Raw genomic sequence first — 17,117 nt, forward strand, 5'->3', positions numbered from 1 at the left:
AGCCCTTCAGTGCTGCACGCGGGGCGTCAGGGTTCGCCCGCTTACGTTCCGGTCCTTCCGTGCTCCACGCGGGGCCGGGGCAGGGTTCGCCCGCTCACGGTCCGGCCCCCAGCCCCTCAGTGCTGCACGCGGAGACGGGCGCGGTCGGCGATGATCCGCTCGATGACGACGGCGACGCCGTCCTCGTTGTTGGTGACCGTGCGGCCGGACGCAGCGGCCAGAGCGGCCGGGTGCGCGTTGCCCATCGCGTACGAGGTGCCTGCCCAGCTCAGCATCTCCACGTCGTTCGGCATGTCACCGAAGGCGACGACCTCGGCGGCGGAGATGCCGCGCTCGGCACAGCACAGCTCCAGCGTGCTGGCCTTGGAGACACCGGGACCGCTGATCTCCAGGAGCGCTGTGGGGCTGGACCGGGTGAAGGATGCCCGGTCGCCGGCGGCGTCGCGCGCCAGGGCGAGGAAGGTGTCCGGGGCCATTTCGCCGTGGTGGGCCAGGACCTTGAGTACCGGGGCTCCGGTACCCGCCGTCTCCTCGTGGAGCAGCTCCTCGGCCACGGCCACCGTCGCGCCCGGGTCGAGGTGGAAGGGCGGGTAGGCCGGTTCGTAGTGGATACCGGTGGCCAGCTCGACGGCGAACGACGTGCCGGGGGCGGCCGCGCGCAGCGTGTGCACGACATCGAGGGCGATCGACCGCTCCAGCCCCCGCACCTTCACCAGCCTGCCGCCGGCATGCAGGTCGGCGACCGCGGCCCCGTTGGCGCAGATCGCCAGGCCGTGGCCGTGCACATGATCGCTGACGACATCCATCCAGCGGGCGGGACGTCCGGTGACGAAGAAGACCTCGATCCCGGCTTCCTCGGCGGCGGCGAGCGCCGCGACCGTGCGGTCCGAGACGGTCTTGTCGTCGCGCAGGAGGGTGCCGTCCAGGTCGGTGGCGATCAGCCGGGGAGCGGCAGGAACGGGCTGTTCGGTAGCTGAGGTCACCGGTCCATTCTCGCGTACGAGGGTGCACGGGCGTGCGGAGGGGCGCACATTTGAGTGCGCACGCCGCTGAACAGGAGAACATTCCTCTGGCATATGTCTGCGGATTCCCGGCGCCGACGCTCCCGGCGCTGTCCCGCGAGAGGGCCTGCGGAAAGGGGTGGGGCCGGGCGGCCCACCGTAAACTCTGGGCCATGAGCACCCCCTTGCGCCTCAGCACCGTCATCCTGCCCGTCCGCCGCTGGCACGAGGGCGGCCGGACGCAGTGGCAGCGTGCGGAGGAACTGGGTCTGCACGCCGCGTACACCTACGACCACCTGGCCTGGCGGGCCTTCCGGGACCGGCCGTGGTTCGGCGCCCTCCCCACCCTGACGGCGGCCGCCTGCGCCACCTCGCGGCTGCGGCTGGGGACGCTCGTGACCTCACCGAACTTCCGGCATCCGGTCACCCTGGCCAAGGAACTCATCTCACTCGACGACATCTCGGGCGGGCGCGTCACGCTGGGCATCGGGGCCGGTGGAAACGGTTTCGACGCCACGACGCTCCTGCGGGACGGCGAGTCGCCGTGGACCCCGCGCGAGCGGGCTGACCGGTTCGGCGAGTTCGTGCCGCTGCTGGATGCGCTGCTCCGCGAGCCGGCCGGGCTGACGCGCGAGGGCGAGTTCTACACGGCCACCGAGGCCCGGAACCTTCCGGGCTGCGCGCAGCTGCCGCGGCTGCCGTTCGCCGTCGCCGCGACAGGACCGCGCGGGCTCGGGCTGGCCGCGCGGTACGGGCAGGCGTGGGTGACCACGGGTGATCCGAAGATGTACGAGGCGGGCAGCGCGGCGGAGTCGATCGGCGCCGTCCGGGGCCAGGTCGCCAGGCTGGGCAAGGCCTGTGCCGAGAACGGCCGGGACGTGGACGAGCTCGACAAGATCCTGCTCACCGGCTTCACGCCGGAGTTCAACCCGGATCTCGTCGGGGGCCGGGTCGGGCCCTTCGCCTCCGTGGACGCGTTCGTGGACTTCGCGGGCAGGTATGCGGAGCTGGGCTTCACCGAGCTCGTGATCCACGCACCGGTGCCCGACGGAAGCCCCGAGTTCCCCGCTGCGGTGGCGGACGAGAAGCTCTTCGCGCGGATCGTGTCGCAGGGGCTGGACCAGCTCGCAGGCAAGTGAGCGGTGCCGGGGGCAGCACCCGGACAGGGGCGATGGGGCGGAGCGAGTGCCGCTTCGGACGGTCAGGGCGTCCCCGTCGGTCGGTCAGGTGTCCCGTCGGTCGGTCACAGGCGTCCCGTCACTCGGGAAGGCGCAGGAATTCCGGCGGTACGGCGGCGGTGAGCCAGACCCCGTTGGCGCTGATGTAGAAGAGGTGTCCGGCCCGGTGCAGGGCACCCGCGTCCACGGACAGGACGACAGGGCGGCCGCGCCGGGCGCCGACGCGGGTCGCCGTCTCGCGGTCGGGCGAGAGGTGGACGTGCGTGCGGTTCATCGGGCGTAGGCCCTCGCTGCGGATCGCGTCCAGGGACCGGGCGACCGTGCCGTGGTAGAGGTACGCGGGCGGCTCGGCCGGGGGCAGGTCCAGGTCCACCTCGACGGTGTGGCCCTGGCTCGCCCGGATGCGTTCGCCCTCGACGGCGAAGCGCTGCTTGTCGTTGGACGCGACGACATGGTCGAGTTCGGCACGGGTGAGCGGAAAGTGGTGGCGTGCAGCGGCCCGCAGCAGCTCGTCGATCGCCACCCAGCCGTTGGCGTCCAGCGTGAGACCGATTCGCTCGGGCTGATGCCGGAGGTGCTTCGAGAGGTATTTGGACACCTTGACGGTGCGTCTGTCATCCATCCGCACAGCCTGCCCGCGAGCCTTCTCCGGCGCATCCGGATTTGGCTCCCGAGTCCACTGATTATTTTTCGCTCACAGGTTTGATCCACAGCCAACTCGGGTTATCCACAGGTAATTTGGCGATTCTGTGGACAAGTGCCTGTGGAATTAACCCTTTTCGTCAACTATGGGGCTATAGATGCTGGATGGGGTCAATGAGTCCAATGTCCTTGTCTGTACCTCTCGTTCGGCGGCTGCGGCAATGAAGGCTGCCGCCTTGTCGCGCCCAACCAGGCGCTCCACAGCGCTGATTGTTCCGGCCGGAAGGGTGATGGATGCCGGCGATGACACGGCGGCTTGTGGGGTGAAGGGGGCGGCTGCGGAAAGGTGGTGCTCCAGATGCCTGGTGGCGAACGTCCGCATGGCGCGTGCGAGTTCGGCATCCACCGTCTGCTGGGCAAGCGGCCGGAGCCGACGCACCATCGAAGCCGCCTCGGTCGCATCCGCGTCGGTCGGAGGCTGGTGGCCCAGATAGCGGGCGAAGACATGTTCGGTCGTGAACTCCAGGAAACGGGAGGCTATCTGTTCGACCTGCCCGCGAAGTTCCCTCAGATGCCCGGAGATTGCGCTCAGCGGGACGCCTGCGGCATACAACTCCACGGCCACAGCCAGCTCTTGTGGGCTCGGAACAAGGAACTCGTCTTCACGCCCCGGAATGCGTTCGAGCACTCCCAGTTCCACTGCTTCGTCGATCGCCTCGTCGTCGGTGTGCCCGCCGAAGCGCTCTTCCAGGTCCGCGCGGGTGATGCGATCGGCCCGCTCGTCCGTCCAGGGTCCGTGTACCTCGGCGACGAGCCCCAGCACGCCGCCCAGGCCGCGCCCCGTGTCCCAGGCCTCCAGCAACTCCTTGATGCTGGCCAGGGTGTAGCCCCGGTCCAGCAGGTCCGCGATCTGCCGCAGCCGGGCGAGATGGGTGTCCCGGTACATGTTGGCCCGGCCGCGCCGCTCCGGGGTCGGCAGCAGCCCTCGGTCCTGATAGGCGCGGATGGTGCGGACCGTGGCGCCACTGGCGTGCGCGAGGTCCTCGATCCGGTACTCGGCGACTGTCCGGCCGGCCGCCGACGGCCCGTCGGCGCTCACAGCGGAGGCTTCAGCCGGGCGACCGCGCGCAGCGCTCCCGGACTGAGCCGGGACAGGAACCGCGCGGCATGGGATTCGGGCGTCACCGGGACGACCGCCTGGTTGCGGACGACCGCCCGGAGAATCGCGTCGGCGACCTTCTCCGGCGGGTAATTGCGCATCCCGTACAACTTGCTCGTCCGCTTCCGCAGCCGCTCTTCCTCGGCCGCGTCCGCTCCGGCGAAGCGCGTGGTCGCGGTGATGTTGGTGTTTACGATCCCGGGGCAGATGGCACTGACGCCGATCGACTTCTCCGCGAGTTCGGCGCGCAGACACTCGCTGAGCATCAGCACAGCGGCCTTCGACGTGCTGTACGCGGGCAGCGCACGGGACGGCTGATACGCCGCGGCCGAAGCCGTGTTGACGATATGCCCGCCCTGTCCGCGGTCGGCCATCTGCTTGCCGAAGAGACGGCAGCCGTGGATGACCCCCCAGAGGTTCACGTCGAGAACACGGCGCCACTCCTCGGCGCTCGTCTCCAGGAACGAACCGGAGGCCCCGATGCCGGCGTTGTTGACCAGCACATCGACGATGCCGTACTCGGCGGCGACCTTCTCGGCCAGCTTCTCCATGGCCTGCTCGTCGCTGACGTCGACGGCTTCGGCCCAGGCGGCCGGGGCGCCGATCAGCTGGGCCAGCTCCGCGGTCCGGCTCGCTCCTTCTGCATCCCGGTCCACGACCACCACGCGTGCGCCGGCCTCGGCGAACGCGAAGGCCGTGGCCCGCCCGATGCCGCCGGCCGCGCCCGTCACGAGGACCAGCTGACCGCCGAACCGGTCCGCGTACGCACCCTGCGGCGCGGTGTCCCGCACAGGGACGCCGTCCTGCCGGGACGTTTCGTTGACCGCCACGAACTCGCCGATCCAGGAGGCCAGCTGATCCGGCCTGGTGCGCGGGACCCAGTGCTTGGCGGGCAACGAGCGACGCGTCAACTGCGGTACCCATGCGTCGAGTCCGTCGTAGAGCTGTTCCGAGAGGAATATGTCACCGGTCGGGGTGATCAGCTGGACCGGTACGTGTGCGAAGGCGTCGGCGCGGGGCCTGCGCAGCCGGGAACGGACGTTGTCCCGGTAGAGCCAGGCCCCACGGGCCGCATCGTCGGGCAGGGACGGCGTGGGGTAGTCGCCCGGGGGAACCTTCTCCAGCCGTTCGAGGATGCGCGGCCACCGTTTGCCGAGCGGTCCGCGCCAGGCGAGCTCCGGCAGTACGGGCGTGTGCAGCATGTACACGTACCAGGACTTGGCGCCCTGCCCCAGCAGCTGGCCGACCCGGCGCGGGGTGGGGCGGGACATCCGCTGCTTGATCCAGTGCCCGAAGTGGTCCAGGGACGGGCCGGACATCGAGGTGAAGGAGGCGATCCGCCCCTCGGTGCGGCTGACCGTGGCGAACTCCCAGGCCTGCACCGACCCCCAGTCGTGACCGACCACGTGCACCGGGCGGTCCGGGCTCACCGCGTCCGCGACGGCCAGGAAGTCGTCGGTCAGCTTCTCCAGCGTGAACCCGCCGCGCAGCGGCACCGGAGCCGTCGACCTGCCGTGCCCGCGCACGTCGTACAGCACGACATGCCACCGCTCGGCGAGCTGCCGGGCGACCTGCGTCCAGACCTCCTTGCTGTCCGGATAGCCGTGCACCAGCACGATCGTGGGCCGGGCCGTGTCACCCAGCTCGACGACACACAGGTCGATTCCGCCCGTGGCCACCCGGCGCTCGCGCGCCCCCGGCAGATCTCGCAGACTCACGCCGCCACCCTCTCCTCGGCCCAGCGCCGCACATGCGGCAGATCGTCGTCCAGCCAGAAGGCGCTCTGCTCGGGATCCCGTGAGTCGGTGACGACCAGGATCTCCTCGAACTTCGCGCCCGTGCCCCGGAATCCGAGGTGCGGCTCGACCGCCCACAGGCCCGGTTGCGGGGGATGGCCGGAGAAGCGGTAGGGACTCCAGAGCGGCGACCAGCCCTCCCGGTGCCCGTGCACCGCATCGCTCAGCAATCCCTTGAGCGACTGCGTCCCGAACCCGAACACATGGGGTGACCAACGCCGTTCGGCGACCCGGTCGACCTTGTGGGCGATGACCCCGAACGGGTAGGCGCGATGCCGGTTGGCGTACCCCTGCCTGATCATGAGGCGGTCGACGTCCTCATAGGTCTCGCGCAGCGGGCGCCGCTCCCGCACCTCGCTCAGGATCAGCTCGCGGTGTACCTCCAGATCGGCCAGCAGCCGGTCGTGCAGAGGGTTGAGGCCGAGGCAGCCGGAGTATCCGATGTCCGCCGTGAACCCCTGATACACCGGGGCCATGTCGAGGATGAACGGCATCCCCGGCTCCAGCGCCCGGTCGGTCGGGAAGAACTGCAGAGGCACCTTGAAGCCGGCGAACGCCGTACGGTCCCCGAACCAGGCGAACGGGAGATGGAACCAGTCGCGCACCCCGCGCTCACGCAGCCACTCGCGCTGCATCCGGGCCGCCTCGCGCTCGGTCACCCCCGGTCTCAGCCGGGCCGCGACCGCTTCCGCGCAGGCGTACGCGAGACGTTGCACTTCCCTGAACCCCTGAAGCTCCGGGGCCCGTTCGTCCTTGACGCGCGAGACCATGCCACCGTCCGTTCCCTGCCGTGTGCGGTACGTGCCCGTAACGTGACACTGATGAATGTGACAATGTCCGGCGGCTACGTCAAGGGGTGTGTCTGGCCTGTGGACAACTCCGCGGCCTGCCGGTCCGGGCATGCCGCCGTCGTCCACCCTGGACGCGACACGGCCGGCTCGTCCGGACCCGGCATCGCCCGGCGGTCCCGGACCCTGTGACGGGTGGTCCTCCTCCGAGGGGACCCCCTACGGGTCCGTACATCTGGGGTCTGACGGGATTCCAGCCTCAGGTCTGACGACCGATGTGGCCCGCGCCACTAACGTCGATGCCGTGACTGTCATTGCGACCGAAGGCCTGAGCAAGCGGTTCCCCCGGGTGACCGCGCTTGACCGCCTCTCGTTGGACATCGGCCCCGGTGTGACCGGGCTGGTGGGCGCCAACGGAGCCGGCAAGTCCACGTTGATCAAGATCCTGCTGGGTCTGTCCCCCGCGACCGAGGGCCGGGCCGCCGTGCTCGGGCTCGACGTCTCGACCAGCGGCGCCGCCATCCGGGAACGGGTCGGCTACATGCCGGAACACGACTGCCTGCCGCCCGACATCTCGGCCACCGAGTTCGTGGTCCACATGGCGCGGATGTCCGGACTCCCGCCGACCGCGGCCCGCGAGCGCACCGCGGACACGCTGCGGCACGTCGGCCTGTACGAGGAGCGCTACCGGCCCATCGGCGGCTACTCGACCGGCATGAAGCAGCGGGTGAAACTGGCCCAGGCACTGGTCCACGACCCGCAGCTGGTCCTCCTCGACGAGCCGACCAACGGTCTGGACCCGGTGGGCCGCGACGAGATGCTCGGCCTGATCCGGCGGATCCACACCGACTTCGGCATCTCCGTCCTCGTCACATCGCACCTCCTGGGCGAGCTGGAGCGTACCTGCGACCACGTCGTCGTCATCGACGGCGGAGCCCTGCTGCGCTCCAGCTCCACCAGCGACTTCACCCAGACCACCACGACACTCGCGGTCGAGGTCACCGACAGCGACACCCACCCCGACGGGACCGACGCCCTGCGCCAGGTCCTCACCGGTGCGGGGGTCAAGCTGGTGGGGCTCAACGGGCTCGATGCCGAGGGGCTGCCCGGAGCGGGCCACATCCTGCTGATCGAGGCGGCCGGCGAGGAGACGTACGACCTCGTGCGCGACAGCGTCGCCGGTCTCGGTCTCGGCCTCGTCCGGATGGAACAGCGCCGCCACCACATCTCCGAGGTCTTCCGTACCGAAGAGGCACCGGCAGCACACCTTGAGGCGCGGACCGCGCCCGTATCCGCCGGGGCCGTACTGCAGAAGGGGAGCGGTCGCGATGAGCACTGAGACCGGCGCCGCGACCGGGAGCGAGACCTCCCGGATCCACAACATCGGCTACCGCGCCTACGACGGCCCGCGCCTCGGCCGCGCCTACGCCCGCCGCTCGCTCTACTCGCAGTCCCTGCGCGGTTCCTTCGGACTGGGCCGGTCGACCAAGTCCAAGGTGCTGCCCATGCTGCTGTTCGGCGTGATGTGCCTGGTCGCGGCAGTCATCGTGGCGCTCGCCATCGCCACTCCCAACACGACGCAGCTGCCGATCAAGTACACCCGGTTCGCGATCTACCTGCAGGCGGTCATCGGTCTGTTCATCGCCGCGCAGGCACCGCAGTCGGTCTCCAGGGACCTCCGCTTCAAGAGCATCCCGCTCTACTTCTCCCGGCCGATCGAGCGGGGCGACTACGTCCTCGCGAAGTTCGCCGCCATGGTCTCCGCGCTCTTCGTCCTCACAGCGGCGCCGCTCGTCATCCTGTACGTGGGCGCACTGCTGGGGAAGTTCGACTTCGCCGACCAGACCAAGTGGTTCGCTCAGGGGATGGTGTCGGTGGCGCTGCTGTCCGTGCTCTTCGCAGGTCTCGGCCTCGTGATGGCCGCACTCACCCCGCGGCGCGGCTTCGGTGTCGCAGCCGTGATCGCCGTACTGACGATCACGTACGGCGCGGTCAGCACGATCCAGGGCATCGCCTGGGACACGGGGTCCACCGGCGCCGTGGCCTGGCTGGGACTCTTCTCCCCGATCACGCTCATCGACGGGGTGCAGACCGCGTTCCTCGGAGCGGACTCCGCCTTCCCCGGAGGGGAAGGGCCGGGGGCCGGAGCCGGTGTGGTCTACCTGATCGTTGTTCTCGCGCTCGTCGCCGGCTCGTACGCCGTACTGATGCGCCGCTACCGGAAGGTCGGGCTGTGACCACCATCGAGATCGACCACACCTCCCGCTGGTTCGGCAACGTGGTCGCCGTCAACGACGTGAGCATGACCGTGGGGCCGGGAGTCACCGGTCTGCTGGGGCCCAACGGCGCCGGCAAGTCGACGCTCATCAACATGATGGCCGGGTTCCTCGCGCCGTCGACGGGCACGGTCACGCTCGACGGCGAGCCGATCTGGCGCAACGAGGCCGTCTACCGGCAGATCGGCATCGTGCCGGAGCGGGAGGGCATGTACGACTTCCTGACCGGCCGTGAATTCGTCGTGGCCAACTCCGAACTGCACGGTCTCGGGGATGCCGAGGCGGCTGCCGCGCTGGCCACGGTCCAGATGGAGTACGCACAGGACCGCAAGATCTCCACGTACAGCAAGGGCATGCGCCAGCGCGTGAAGATGGCGTCCGCCCTGGTCCACAACCCGTCCGTGCTGCTGCTCGACGAGCCGTTCAACGGAATGGACCCGCGCCAGCGGATGCAGCTGATGGAACTGCTGCGACGGATGGGGGCCGAGGGCCGCACGGTTCTCTTCTCCTCCCACATCCTCGAAGAGGTCGAGCAACTCGCCTCGCACATCGAGGTGATCGTGGCCGGACGACACGCCGCGTCGGGTGACTTCCGGAAGATCCGCCGGCTGATGACGGACCGGCCGCACCGCTATCTCGTACGGTCCAGCGACGACCGTGCCCTCGCTGCCGCGCTCATCGCCGATCCGTCGACGGCCGGCATCGAAGTAGACCTCGGCGAGAACGCGCTGCTCATCCAGGCCGTCGACTTCGGACGCTTCACCACGCTGCTGCCGAAGGTGGCGCGTGATCAGGGCATTCGGCTGCTGACCGTTTCGCCGTCCGACGAGTCCCTCGAATCGGTCTTTTCCTATCTCGTAGCGGCCTGAGTAGTGGCCTGAAAGGAGCTGTGACGTCATGTACGACCCCACAGTCGCCCGGCTCACCTACCGGGCCCTGCTCGGCCGGCGCCGGGCCGCCATCCTCTTCGTCCTGCCGGCGCTCCTGATCATCATCGCGGCGGCGGTACGCATGTTCGCCGGGGCGGACGATCAGGTGGCCTCGGACGTGCTGGGCGGATTCGCCATCGCCACCATGGTGCCGCTGATCGGTGTGATCGCCGGTACGGGAGCCATCGGACCCGAGATCGACGACGGCTCGATCGTCTATCTGCTGGCCAAGCCGGTGAAGCGGCCGACGATCATCTTCACCAAGCTGGTCGTGGCGATCGCCGTGACGATGGTGTTCTCGGCGGTGCCGACCCTGATCGCCGGTCTGATCCTGAACGGGAACGGCCAGCAGATCGCGGTGGCGTACACCATCGCCGCACTGGTCGCCTCGGTCGCCTACAGCGCGCTGTTCCTGCTGCTGGGCACGGTCAGCCGGCATGCGGTGGTCCTCGGTCTCGTCTACGCGCTCGTGTGGGAGGCCCTCTTCGGCAGCCTCGTTCCCGGCGCGCGCACGCTCAGCGTGCAGCAGTGGTCCCTGGCTCTGGCGGAGAAGGTGGGCGGGGGCGACGCGATCACCTCCGATGTCGGCCTGCCGGCCGCGACGGTCCTGCTGGTGGCGGTCACCGTGGTGGCGACCTGGTACGCCGGTCAGAAGCTGCGGACGCTGAAGCTCGCCGGCGAGGAGTGAGCGCGAGAGGCTCGCGATGACGACACCCCCCCGTCCGATGGACGGGGGGGTGTCGCATATCGGACAGTCGTACGCGTAACTGTACGGTTATCGGCTCGTTGTCCACTCTGCGTGGAGGCAACTGGAATCCGTGGCGCCGAGCTTTCGTGAAATCCGGATAGCCGATGCGGCGAGGAATCACCCGCCGGTCGGTCCTTGAGTGAGTGACAACCGTGAGCGTCCTCCGCCCCTGAAGCCCGGGGAGAGGGCTGTCCTGCCCAGCACCGGACAGTCCGGCATCGGATTCCATGAACGGAAGGCACGCTCATGCCCACGGAAGTCGCCCTGCTCGAATCACGTGCGTTGCGCGTCGAACAGATGGGACGCGTCGACGCCCTGGACAAGGTGAAGAGCCTTGTCATGCTCCCGGACGGAGTGCACGTACGCACCGAGGACGTGGCCCGCTACTTCGAAGTATCCACAGAGGTCGTCAGAAAGGTGACCCAGCGCCATCGGGCAGAGCTGGAGGAGAATGGCCTCAGGCTGCTGCGCGGCGCTGACCTGCGACTTTTTAATAGGGACATGATGTCCCTATTGGACGGCGGGCAGGGCGAGAGTTATCCACAGGCGCATGCCCAGCTCACGCTCTACACCCGCAGGACCGTCCTCAACGTCGCCATGCTCCTTCGCGACAGCGACATCGCCCGGTGCGTCCGTACGTACCTGCTCGACGCCGAGCAGGACCTGCGCGCGGGATACGCCTCGCTCGAACACCGCGTCACCCGGGTCGAAAGCTGCCTGGCCGGAGTCGGCAGCGCCCTGCAGGAACTCGGGCCGGTCCTCAACCGGATGTCGCACCGCCTCGACAGCCTCGACCGCAGGATGGAGATCACGCATCACGTGGTCGGTGCCATGAGCGTGCGGCTGGGCGGAGTGTCCGATGACATCGTGCGGCTGGACGGGCGCATGGACGAGCTCGCGCGGAATCTGAAGGACCTGGGCCGCCGCGACAAGAACCGCTGATGAAGGACCATCGGCGAGGAGCCGCCGAGGAGCCGTCTGGGGAGGCCCGCTGACGACGGTCCTCCGCCGAAGGTCCGTTGACGGAGCCACCGTGGCCCGGCGCCGTCGTAATGGGGTGGCGCCGGGCCACGGGGCCACGGCACAGTAGGTGACACGGCACCCGCCGGGAACGGCACCACAGACCGGGAGAGGAGCGCGGCGATGACCGAGAGTCCGAGTCCGTCGAGCTCCCAGCAGGGCGTGCCCGAGCCGGCACCGGAGTAGTCAGCGACTGCTCCGCCGCGCCGCTCCGAGCAGCACGCCGGGGCGGCCGTCGCTGCGCACCGCGCGCGGCCGCCCTCCCGGAGGATTGGCCGAGTGGTAAGGCAGCGGCTTGCTAAGCCGTCGTCGGGGGCGAAACCCCGCGCGCGTTCGATCCGCGCATCCTCCGCCTCGCAGAAGACCCGGCTCTGATGCCCAGCCCGGGCGTCTCGGGCCCGAACGGTCCCGAATATCCGGGCCAGACGTCCAGTACCGGCGGCCGGTCCCCGACGTCCGGCCCCGGGGTCTAGAGCAACTGCTCCAGCACCACGGCGATGCCGTCGTTCTCGTTCGACGCGGTGATCTCCTGGGCTACGGACTTCAGGTCCTCGTGCGCGTTGGCCATGGCCACGCCGTGCCGTGCCCAGGCGAACATCGGGATGTCGTTCGGCATGTCGCCGAAGGCGATCGTGTCCGCCGCCTTCACGCCCAGCCGACGCGCGGCCAGCGAGAGGCCGGTGGCCTTGCTGAGTCCCAGCGGAAGGATCTCCACCACGCCCGGACCCGCCATGACCACGTCCACCAGGTTGCCGACCACGGCTCGCGCCGCCTTCGCCAGCGCGTCGTCGTCCAGCTCCGGATGCTGTATGTAGACCTTGTTCAGCGGGGCGGACCACATCTCGGCCGGGTCCTCGACCGGAACGGCCGGCAGCGGGCCTTCCTGCACGCGGTACCCGGGGCCGACCAGTACTTCGCCGTCGAGCCCGTCGCGGCTCGCGGCCAGCGCGAGCGGACCGACCTCGGCCTCGACCTTGGAGAGGGCGAGGCCTGCCAGCTGCCGGTCCAGCGTCAGCGACGTCAGCAGCTTGTGCTCGCCCGCGTGGTAGACCTGCGCGCCCTGGCCGCAGACCGCGAGGCCCTCGTAGCCCAGGTCGTCCAGGATGTGCCGGGTCCACGGGACGGCGCGGCCGGTGACGATGATGTGCGCCGCACCGGCCGCGGTCACCGCGGCCAGTGCCTCGCGCGTGCGCTCGGAGACCGTGTCGTCGTCACGCAGCAGCGTGCCGTCGAGGTCGGTCGCGACGAGCTTGTAGGGAAAGGTCACTTGGCGACCGGCTCCAGCAGCTCGCGTCCGCCCAGGTACGGCCGGAGAATCTCGGGCACCCGCACCGAACCGTCGGGCAGCTGGTGGTTCTCCAGGATGGCCACGATCGTCCGCGGTATGGCGCAGAGCGTGCCGTTGAGCGTGGACAGCGGCTTCAGGACCTTCTTGCCGTCGCGGTTGTCCCGCATCCGTACGGACAGCCGGCGTGCCTGGAAGCCGTCGCAGTTGGACGCGGAGGTCAGCTCGCGGTACTTGCCCTGGGTCGGGATCCACGCCTCGCAGTCGAACTTCCTGGAGGCGGAGGAACCCAGGTCGCCGGTGGCGACGTCGATCACCTGGAAGGGCAGCCCGAGCGCGGTGAGCCACTGCTTCTCCCAGTCCAGGAGGCGCTGGTGCTCGGCCTCGGCGTCCGCCGGGTCGACGTACGAGAACATCTCCACCTTGTCGAACTGGTGGACCCGGAAGATGCCACGGGTGTCCTTGCCGTACGTACCCGCCTCGCGGCGGAAACACGGCGAGAAGCCCGCGTAGCGCAGGGGCAGTTTGTCCGCGTCGATGATCTCGTCCATGTGGTACGCGGCGAGCGGTACCTCGGAGGTGCCGACCAGGTAGTAGTCGTCCTTCTCCAGGTGGTACACGTTCTCCGCGGCCTGGCCGAGGAAGCCGGTGCCCTCCATGGCGCGCGGGCGTACCAGCGCCGGGGTGAGCATGGGGATGAAGCCGGCCTCGGTGGCCTGGGCGATCGCCGCGTTGACGAGGGCGAGCTCAAGCAGCGCGCCGACGCCCGTCAGGTAGTAGAAGCGCGACCCGGACACCTTGGCGCCGCGCTCCATGTCGATCGCGCCGAGCGCCTCGCCGAGCTCCAGGTGGTCCTTGGGCTCGAAGCCCTCGGCGCCGAAGTCGCGGATGGTGCCGTGCGTCTCCAGGACGACGAAGTCCTCCTCGCCGCCGATCGGCACGTCCGTGTGGACGATGTTGCCGAGCTGCAGCAGCAGGCTCTTGGTCGCCTCGTCGGCCTCGGTCTGTGCCGCGTCGGCCGCCTTGACGTCGGCCTTGAGCTGCTCGGCCTTCTTCAGGAGCTCGGCGCGCTCGTCCGGAGAGGCCTTGGGAATGAGCTTGCCGAGCGCTTTCTGCTCGGAACGGAGCTCGTCGAACCGGACACCGGACGACCTGCGCTGTTCGTCGGCGGAGAGCAGGGCGTCGACGAGGCCGACGTCCTCTCCACGGGCGCGCTGGGAGGCGCGAACACGGTCGGGGTCCTCACGAAGCAGGCGAAGGTCAATCACCCCTCCAGGCTACCGGTGTTGGCTTCGGTAGTCCGAACCGATTCTGACAAGCGTGTCACTTTGCCCGAATTGCCGGTATTGGTAATGCTGAGGGCGGAATCCCCGCGGATCCGGAGTGGGGCCATCAAGGAAAGGGTCTCTATTCCCCTAAATGGGGCAGAAGGGTGAGGCGCCTTGACGCATCGGCCTTGCGCGGGCGGGGAGTTGGGCGACGCTTGTCCACAGGAATGTGCGGCCGGTCAAAGTTATCCACAGGCTGTGAGGAAGGTCTGTGGACATGGAGTTGATCATTCCGAAAGCCGCGTGACGGCTTGTGGATTCAGGGTTCAAACCCCCTTCAGACGCTCGTTCGGGTGGGAATTCCTCGCCCTAAAGAGTTGATCATTGGAATTGAGATGACAACACACGACCCGTCGACCTGTGGGTCGGTCTGAGTGACGTGGGCAGATTTGTCGACCATGTCGCGTTGTGGTGTCGACTTGTCCCCAGGCCGAGAGGCGTGCCTGTGGATAACTTTTCCGACGGTGACCATCAGCTGATCGCACCGGCCATGAGCGCAGTGACAACGGCCGACGGGCAGCGGTCGAGCCGGTCGGCGAGCGGATGAAGGGCCGTCGGGCAGGGGCGGCGAGTGGTCGGGGAACTGGCAAAGCGGTCGACGGGTGGCCGAAGGACCGGCGGACCGGTCGAAGGGTCGACCGCGAAGGTCAGGCCCGGCCGTCCTGGTTCCGGGCCAGCCAGTCGGAGGCCTCGGTGAAGGCCGCATCCGATGTGCCTGCCCGGAGGGGCCGTACGTCCGCCGTGGTCACGCCGGCCCGCGGATAGGAGCCGAGGAACCGCACGTTCGGGCAGATCCGCTTCAGCCCCATCAGCGCCTCGCCGACCCGGCGGTCGGAGATATGGCCTTCGGCGTCCAGCGCGAAGCAGTAGTTCCCGATCCCCGCACCCGTCGGCCGCGACTGGATCAGCATCAGGTTCACCCCGCGCACCGCGAACTCCTGAAGCAGCTCGAGCAGTGCTCCGGGGTGGTCGTCCCCGAGCCAGATGACCACGGAGGTCTTGTCCGCACCGGTCGGCGCCGACGGGCGGGCCGGGCGGCCCACCAGAACGAAGCGGGTCTGGGCGTTCTCCGCGTCATGGATCTCGGTCACCAGCGGCTCGAGTCCGTAGGTCGCCGCCGCGAACTCCCCGGCGAAGGCGGCGTCGTAACGCCCCTCCTGCACGAGCCGGGCCCCGTCGGCGTTGGACGCAGCCGACTCCCACACGGCCTGGGGGAGATGGTCCGCCATCCAGTTGCGTACCTGCGGTTGCGCGGCCGGGTGCGCGGTGACCGTCTTGACGTCGGACAGCTTGGTGCCGGGACGCACGAGCAGGGCGAAGGTGATGGAGAGCAGCACTTCGCGGTAGATCATCAGCGGTTCGCCGCTGGTCAGCTGATCGAGCGTGGTGGTGATGCCGCCCTCGACGGAGTTCTCGATCGGTACGAGCGCCGCGGCGGCCGTGCCGTTGCGCACCGCGTCCAGTGCCGCCGGTACGGAGACCATCGGGACGAGTTCGCGGGTGGCGGCCTCCGGGAGCGTACGGAGGGCGACCTCGGTGAAGGTGCCTTCGGGGCCGAGATAGGCGTAGCGCGTGGCGGACATACCGTCACCCTAATGCGCCGGGCCGGCCTGCCGTCCCCGTAACGGGCCGCTCTCTCCGGCAGCGGATGCGGGTCCACCGTGTCCCCCCGTCCCGCAGCGGATCACGACTCCAGGAGCCGCTGCCCCACGTACTCTCCCTGCGCCGCACCACCCGGCACCGCGAACAGTCCGCTCGCCTCGTGGCGGAGGAAGGGCGACAGCGCGTCACCCCGGTCGAGCTTGCGCTGCACGGGGACGAAGCCGCGCAGGGGGTCCGCCTGCCAGCAGATGAAAAGCAGCCCGGCGTCCGGACTGCCGTCCGAGGAGATGCCGTCGTGGTACGAGAACGGGCGTCGCAGCATGGCGGCGCCGCTGTTGCGCTCGGGGGAGGAGATGCGGGCGTGAGCGTTGTCGGGGATCAGCAGCTTGCCGTCCGGGCCCGCCTTGTCGAGGTCCATCTCGGTGGTCTCGGTGCCGCCGCTGAGAGGGGCGCCGTTCGCCTTGCGCCGCCCGATGACCCGTTCCTGACGTTCCACCGGGAGCTTCTCCCAGTCGTCCAGCAGCATCCTGATCCGTCGGACGACCGCGTACGAGCCACCGGCCAGCCAGTCGTACGCGGCGTCCTGGGCGCCCGCCGTGACGAAGACACGCCGGTCGAAGTCGCTGTCGGCCGGTTTCGGGTTGCCGGTGCCGTCGATCTGGCCCATGAGGTTGCGGGCGGTCATGGGCTTCGCCGCGGCGCCGGGGGTGCGGTTGAAGCCGTCCATCTGCCAGCGCACGGTGGCCGTCGAGGCGGCCTCCTTCTGCACGGCTCGCAATGCGTGGAAGGCGACGAGCGCGTCGTCGGCGCCGATCTGTACCCAGAGGTCGCCGTTCGAACGGCGGGCGTCGAGATGGTCGGCGGAGAACGGTGGCAGTGGGTCGAGTCCGGGCGGACGGTGGCCCGTCAGGCCCGTCCGTTCGAAGAAGGTGGCGCCGAAGCCGAAGGTGACGGTCAGCGAGGACGGTCCGGCGTCCAGGGCGATGCCGGTGTCGTGCCCGGTGCCGTCCGCCGAGCCGCCGGTGACGGGTTCACCGGCCATCAGCCGCTCGGCCGCGGCCGACCAGCGGCGCATCAGGGCGGCCGCCTCCTTGCGTCCGGCCCCGGGGGCCAGATCGAAGGCGAGGAGGTGGCCGCGGGCCTGAAGCGGAGTGGTGATCCCCGGTTGATGTTTCCCGTGAAACATCACCTCGGTGGAGCCCACCGAGGCCAGTGCCGCCGGAGCCTCGTCCCGGGTCGCGGCGTAGCCGGTGGCGCCGCCGGCTGCCCCGAGGACCAGGCCGGTGGCCCCGGCCGCTCCCGCGGTGCCGAGCAGTCGCCGCCGGGAGACCACGCCGGGCGACGAGGCCGCGGAATCGCTTCCGG

Annotated in this window: 16 protein-coding genes and 1 tRNA gene; 8 read left to right on the plus strand and 9 right to left on the minus strand. The window is 69.5% G+C overall.

From position 1 onward, the window contains the following. Positions 1-116: 116 nt before the first annotated feature. Positions 117-983 carry a Cof-type HAD-IIB family hydrolase gene (locus ACIQMX_RS20150; RefSeq protein ID WP_402479832.1) on the minus strand — a complete coding sequence of 289 codons (867 nt, stop codon included), beginning with the start codon at positions 981-983 and terminating at the stop codon, positions 117-119. A gap of 191 nt (positions 984-1,174) precedes the next feature. On the opposite strand from ACIQMX_RS20150, the gene ACIQMX_RS20155 reads away from it, so the two are divergent. Further along, complete coding sequence (locus ACIQMX_RS20155) at positions 1,175-2,140, plus strand: LLM class flavin-dependent oxidoreductase (RefSeq protein WP_402479835.1); 966 nt, start codon at positions 1,175-1,177, stop codon at positions 2,138-2,140. 118 nt (positions 2,141-2,258) lie between these two features. On the opposite strand, the gene ACIQMX_RS20160 is transcribed toward ACIQMX_RS20155, so the two are convergent. From ACIQMX_RS20160 to ACIQMX_RS20175, 4 genes are all read right to left on the minus strand, one after another. Then, on the minus strand, positions 2,259-2,801 hold the full coding sequence (locus tag ACIQMX_RS20160) for an RNA 2'-phosphotransferase (RefSeq protein ID WP_363066878.1): 543 nt from the start codon (positions 2,799-2,801) through the stop codon (positions 2,259-2,261). 147 nt (positions 2,802-2,948) lie between these two features. Further along, positions 2,949-3,920, minus strand: coding sequence for a MerR family transcriptional regulator (locus tag ACIQMX_RS20165; protein WP_402479838.1), 972 nt, complete (start codon positions 3,918-3,920; stop codon positions 2,949-2,951). Next, complete coding sequence (locus tag ACIQMX_RS20170) at positions 3,917-5,698, minus strand: SDR family oxidoreductase (protein ID WP_402479841.1); 1,782 nt, start codon at positions 5,696-5,698, stop codon at positions 3,917-3,919. Before ACIQMX_RS20170 ends, ACIQMX_RS20165 begins: the two co-directional genes overlap by 4 nt. Further along, entirely contained in the window at positions 5,695-6,546 is an 852-nt protein-coding gene (locus tag ACIQMX_RS20175; protein WP_402479844.1) for a M24 family metallopeptidase, read from the minus strand. Before ACIQMX_RS20175 ends, ACIQMX_RS20170 begins: the two co-directional genes overlap by 4 nt. A 51-nt stretch (positions 6,547-6,597) precedes the next feature. Between ACIQMX_RS20175 and ACIQMX_RS20180 the strand changes: the two genes are divergently transcribed. The 7 genes from ACIQMX_RS20180 (at position 6,598) to ACIQMX_RS20210 (ending at position 11,889) form a co-directional block, all read left to right on the plus strand. Then, a complete protein-coding gene (locus tag ACIQMX_RS20180) occupies positions 6,598-6,756 on the plus strand; it encodes a hypothetical protein (RefSeq protein WP_402479847.1) in 159 nt (52 codons plus the stop codon). A 112-nt stretch (positions 6,757-6,868) separates the two neighbouring features. After that, positions 6,869-7,903 carry an ABC transporter ATP-binding protein gene (locus tag ACIQMX_RS20185; protein WP_402479850.1) on the plus strand — a complete coding sequence of 345 codons (1,035 nt, stop codon included), beginning with the start codon at positions 6,869-6,871 and terminating at the stop codon, positions 7,901-7,903. Beyond that, positions 7,893-8,801: an ABC transporter permease gene (locus ACIQMX_RS20190; RefSeq protein ID WP_363066872.1), complete on the plus strand. Its 909-nt coding sequence runs from the start codon at positions 7,893-7,895 to the stop codon at positions 8,799-8,801. Before ACIQMX_RS20185 ends, ACIQMX_RS20190 begins: the two co-directional genes overlap by 11 nt. Next, positions 8,798-9,709 carry an ABC transporter ATP-binding protein gene (locus ACIQMX_RS20195; protein ID WP_363066871.1) on the plus strand — a complete coding sequence of 304 codons (912 nt, stop codon included), beginning with the start codon at positions 8,798-8,800 and terminating at the stop codon, positions 9,707-9,709. Before ACIQMX_RS20190 ends, ACIQMX_RS20195 begins: the two co-directional genes overlap by 4 nt. Before the next feature lie 28 nt (positions 9,710-9,737). Next, a complete protein-coding gene (locus tag ACIQMX_RS20200) occupies positions 9,738-10,457 on the plus strand; it encodes an ABC transporter permease (RefSeq protein WP_402479855.1) in 720 nt (239 codons plus the stop codon). A 306-nt stretch (positions 10,458-10,763) separates the two neighbouring features. Continuing rightward, positions 10,764-11,459: a hypothetical protein gene (locus tag ACIQMX_RS20205; RefSeq protein WP_363066869.1), complete on the plus strand. Its 696-nt coding sequence runs from the start codon at positions 10,764-10,766 to the stop codon at positions 11,457-11,459. Positions 11,460-11,802: 343 nt separating this feature from the next. Further along, positions 11,803-11,889: transfer RNA gene (locus tag ACIQMX_RS20210), tRNA-Ser, on the plus strand. 117 nt (positions 11,890-12,006) lie between these two features. On the opposite strand, the gene ACIQMX_RS20215 is transcribed toward ACIQMX_RS20210, so the two are convergent. From ACIQMX_RS20215 to efeB, 4 genes are all read right to left on the minus strand, one after another. Next, positions 12,007-12,804: an HAD family hydrolase gene (locus tag ACIQMX_RS20215; protein WP_363066868.1), complete on the minus strand. Its 798-nt coding sequence runs from the start codon at positions 12,802-12,804 to the stop codon at positions 12,007-12,009. Further along, positions 12,801-14,090, minus strand: coding sequence for a serine--tRNA ligase (serS, locus tag ACIQMX_RS20220; RefSeq protein ID WP_402479859.1), 1,290 nt, complete (start codon positions 14,088-14,090; stop codon positions 12,801-12,803). Before serS ends, ACIQMX_RS20215 begins: the two co-directional genes overlap by 4 nt. A 707-nt stretch (positions 14,091-14,797) precedes the next feature. Next, positions 14,798-15,733 (minus strand): prephenate dehydratase, encoded by a 936-nt coding sequence (pheA, locus tag ACIQMX_RS20225; RefSeq protein ID WP_219573947.1) that lies wholly within the window; start codon positions 15,731-15,733, stop codon positions 14,798-14,800. A gap of 101 nt (positions 15,734-15,834) precedes the next feature. Continuing rightward, entirely contained in the window at positions 15,835-17,085 is a 1,251-nt protein-coding gene (gene efeB / locus ACIQMX_RS20230) for an iron uptake transporter deferrochelatase/peroxidase subunit (protein ID WP_402479863.1), read from the minus strand. Positions 17,086-17,117 lie beyond the last annotated feature (32 nt).

It is taken from the genome of Streptomyces sp. NPDC091416 (assembly GCF_044756845.1).
Lineage (GTDB): Bacteria > Actinomycetota > Actinomycetes > Streptomycetales > Streptomycetaceae > Streptomyces.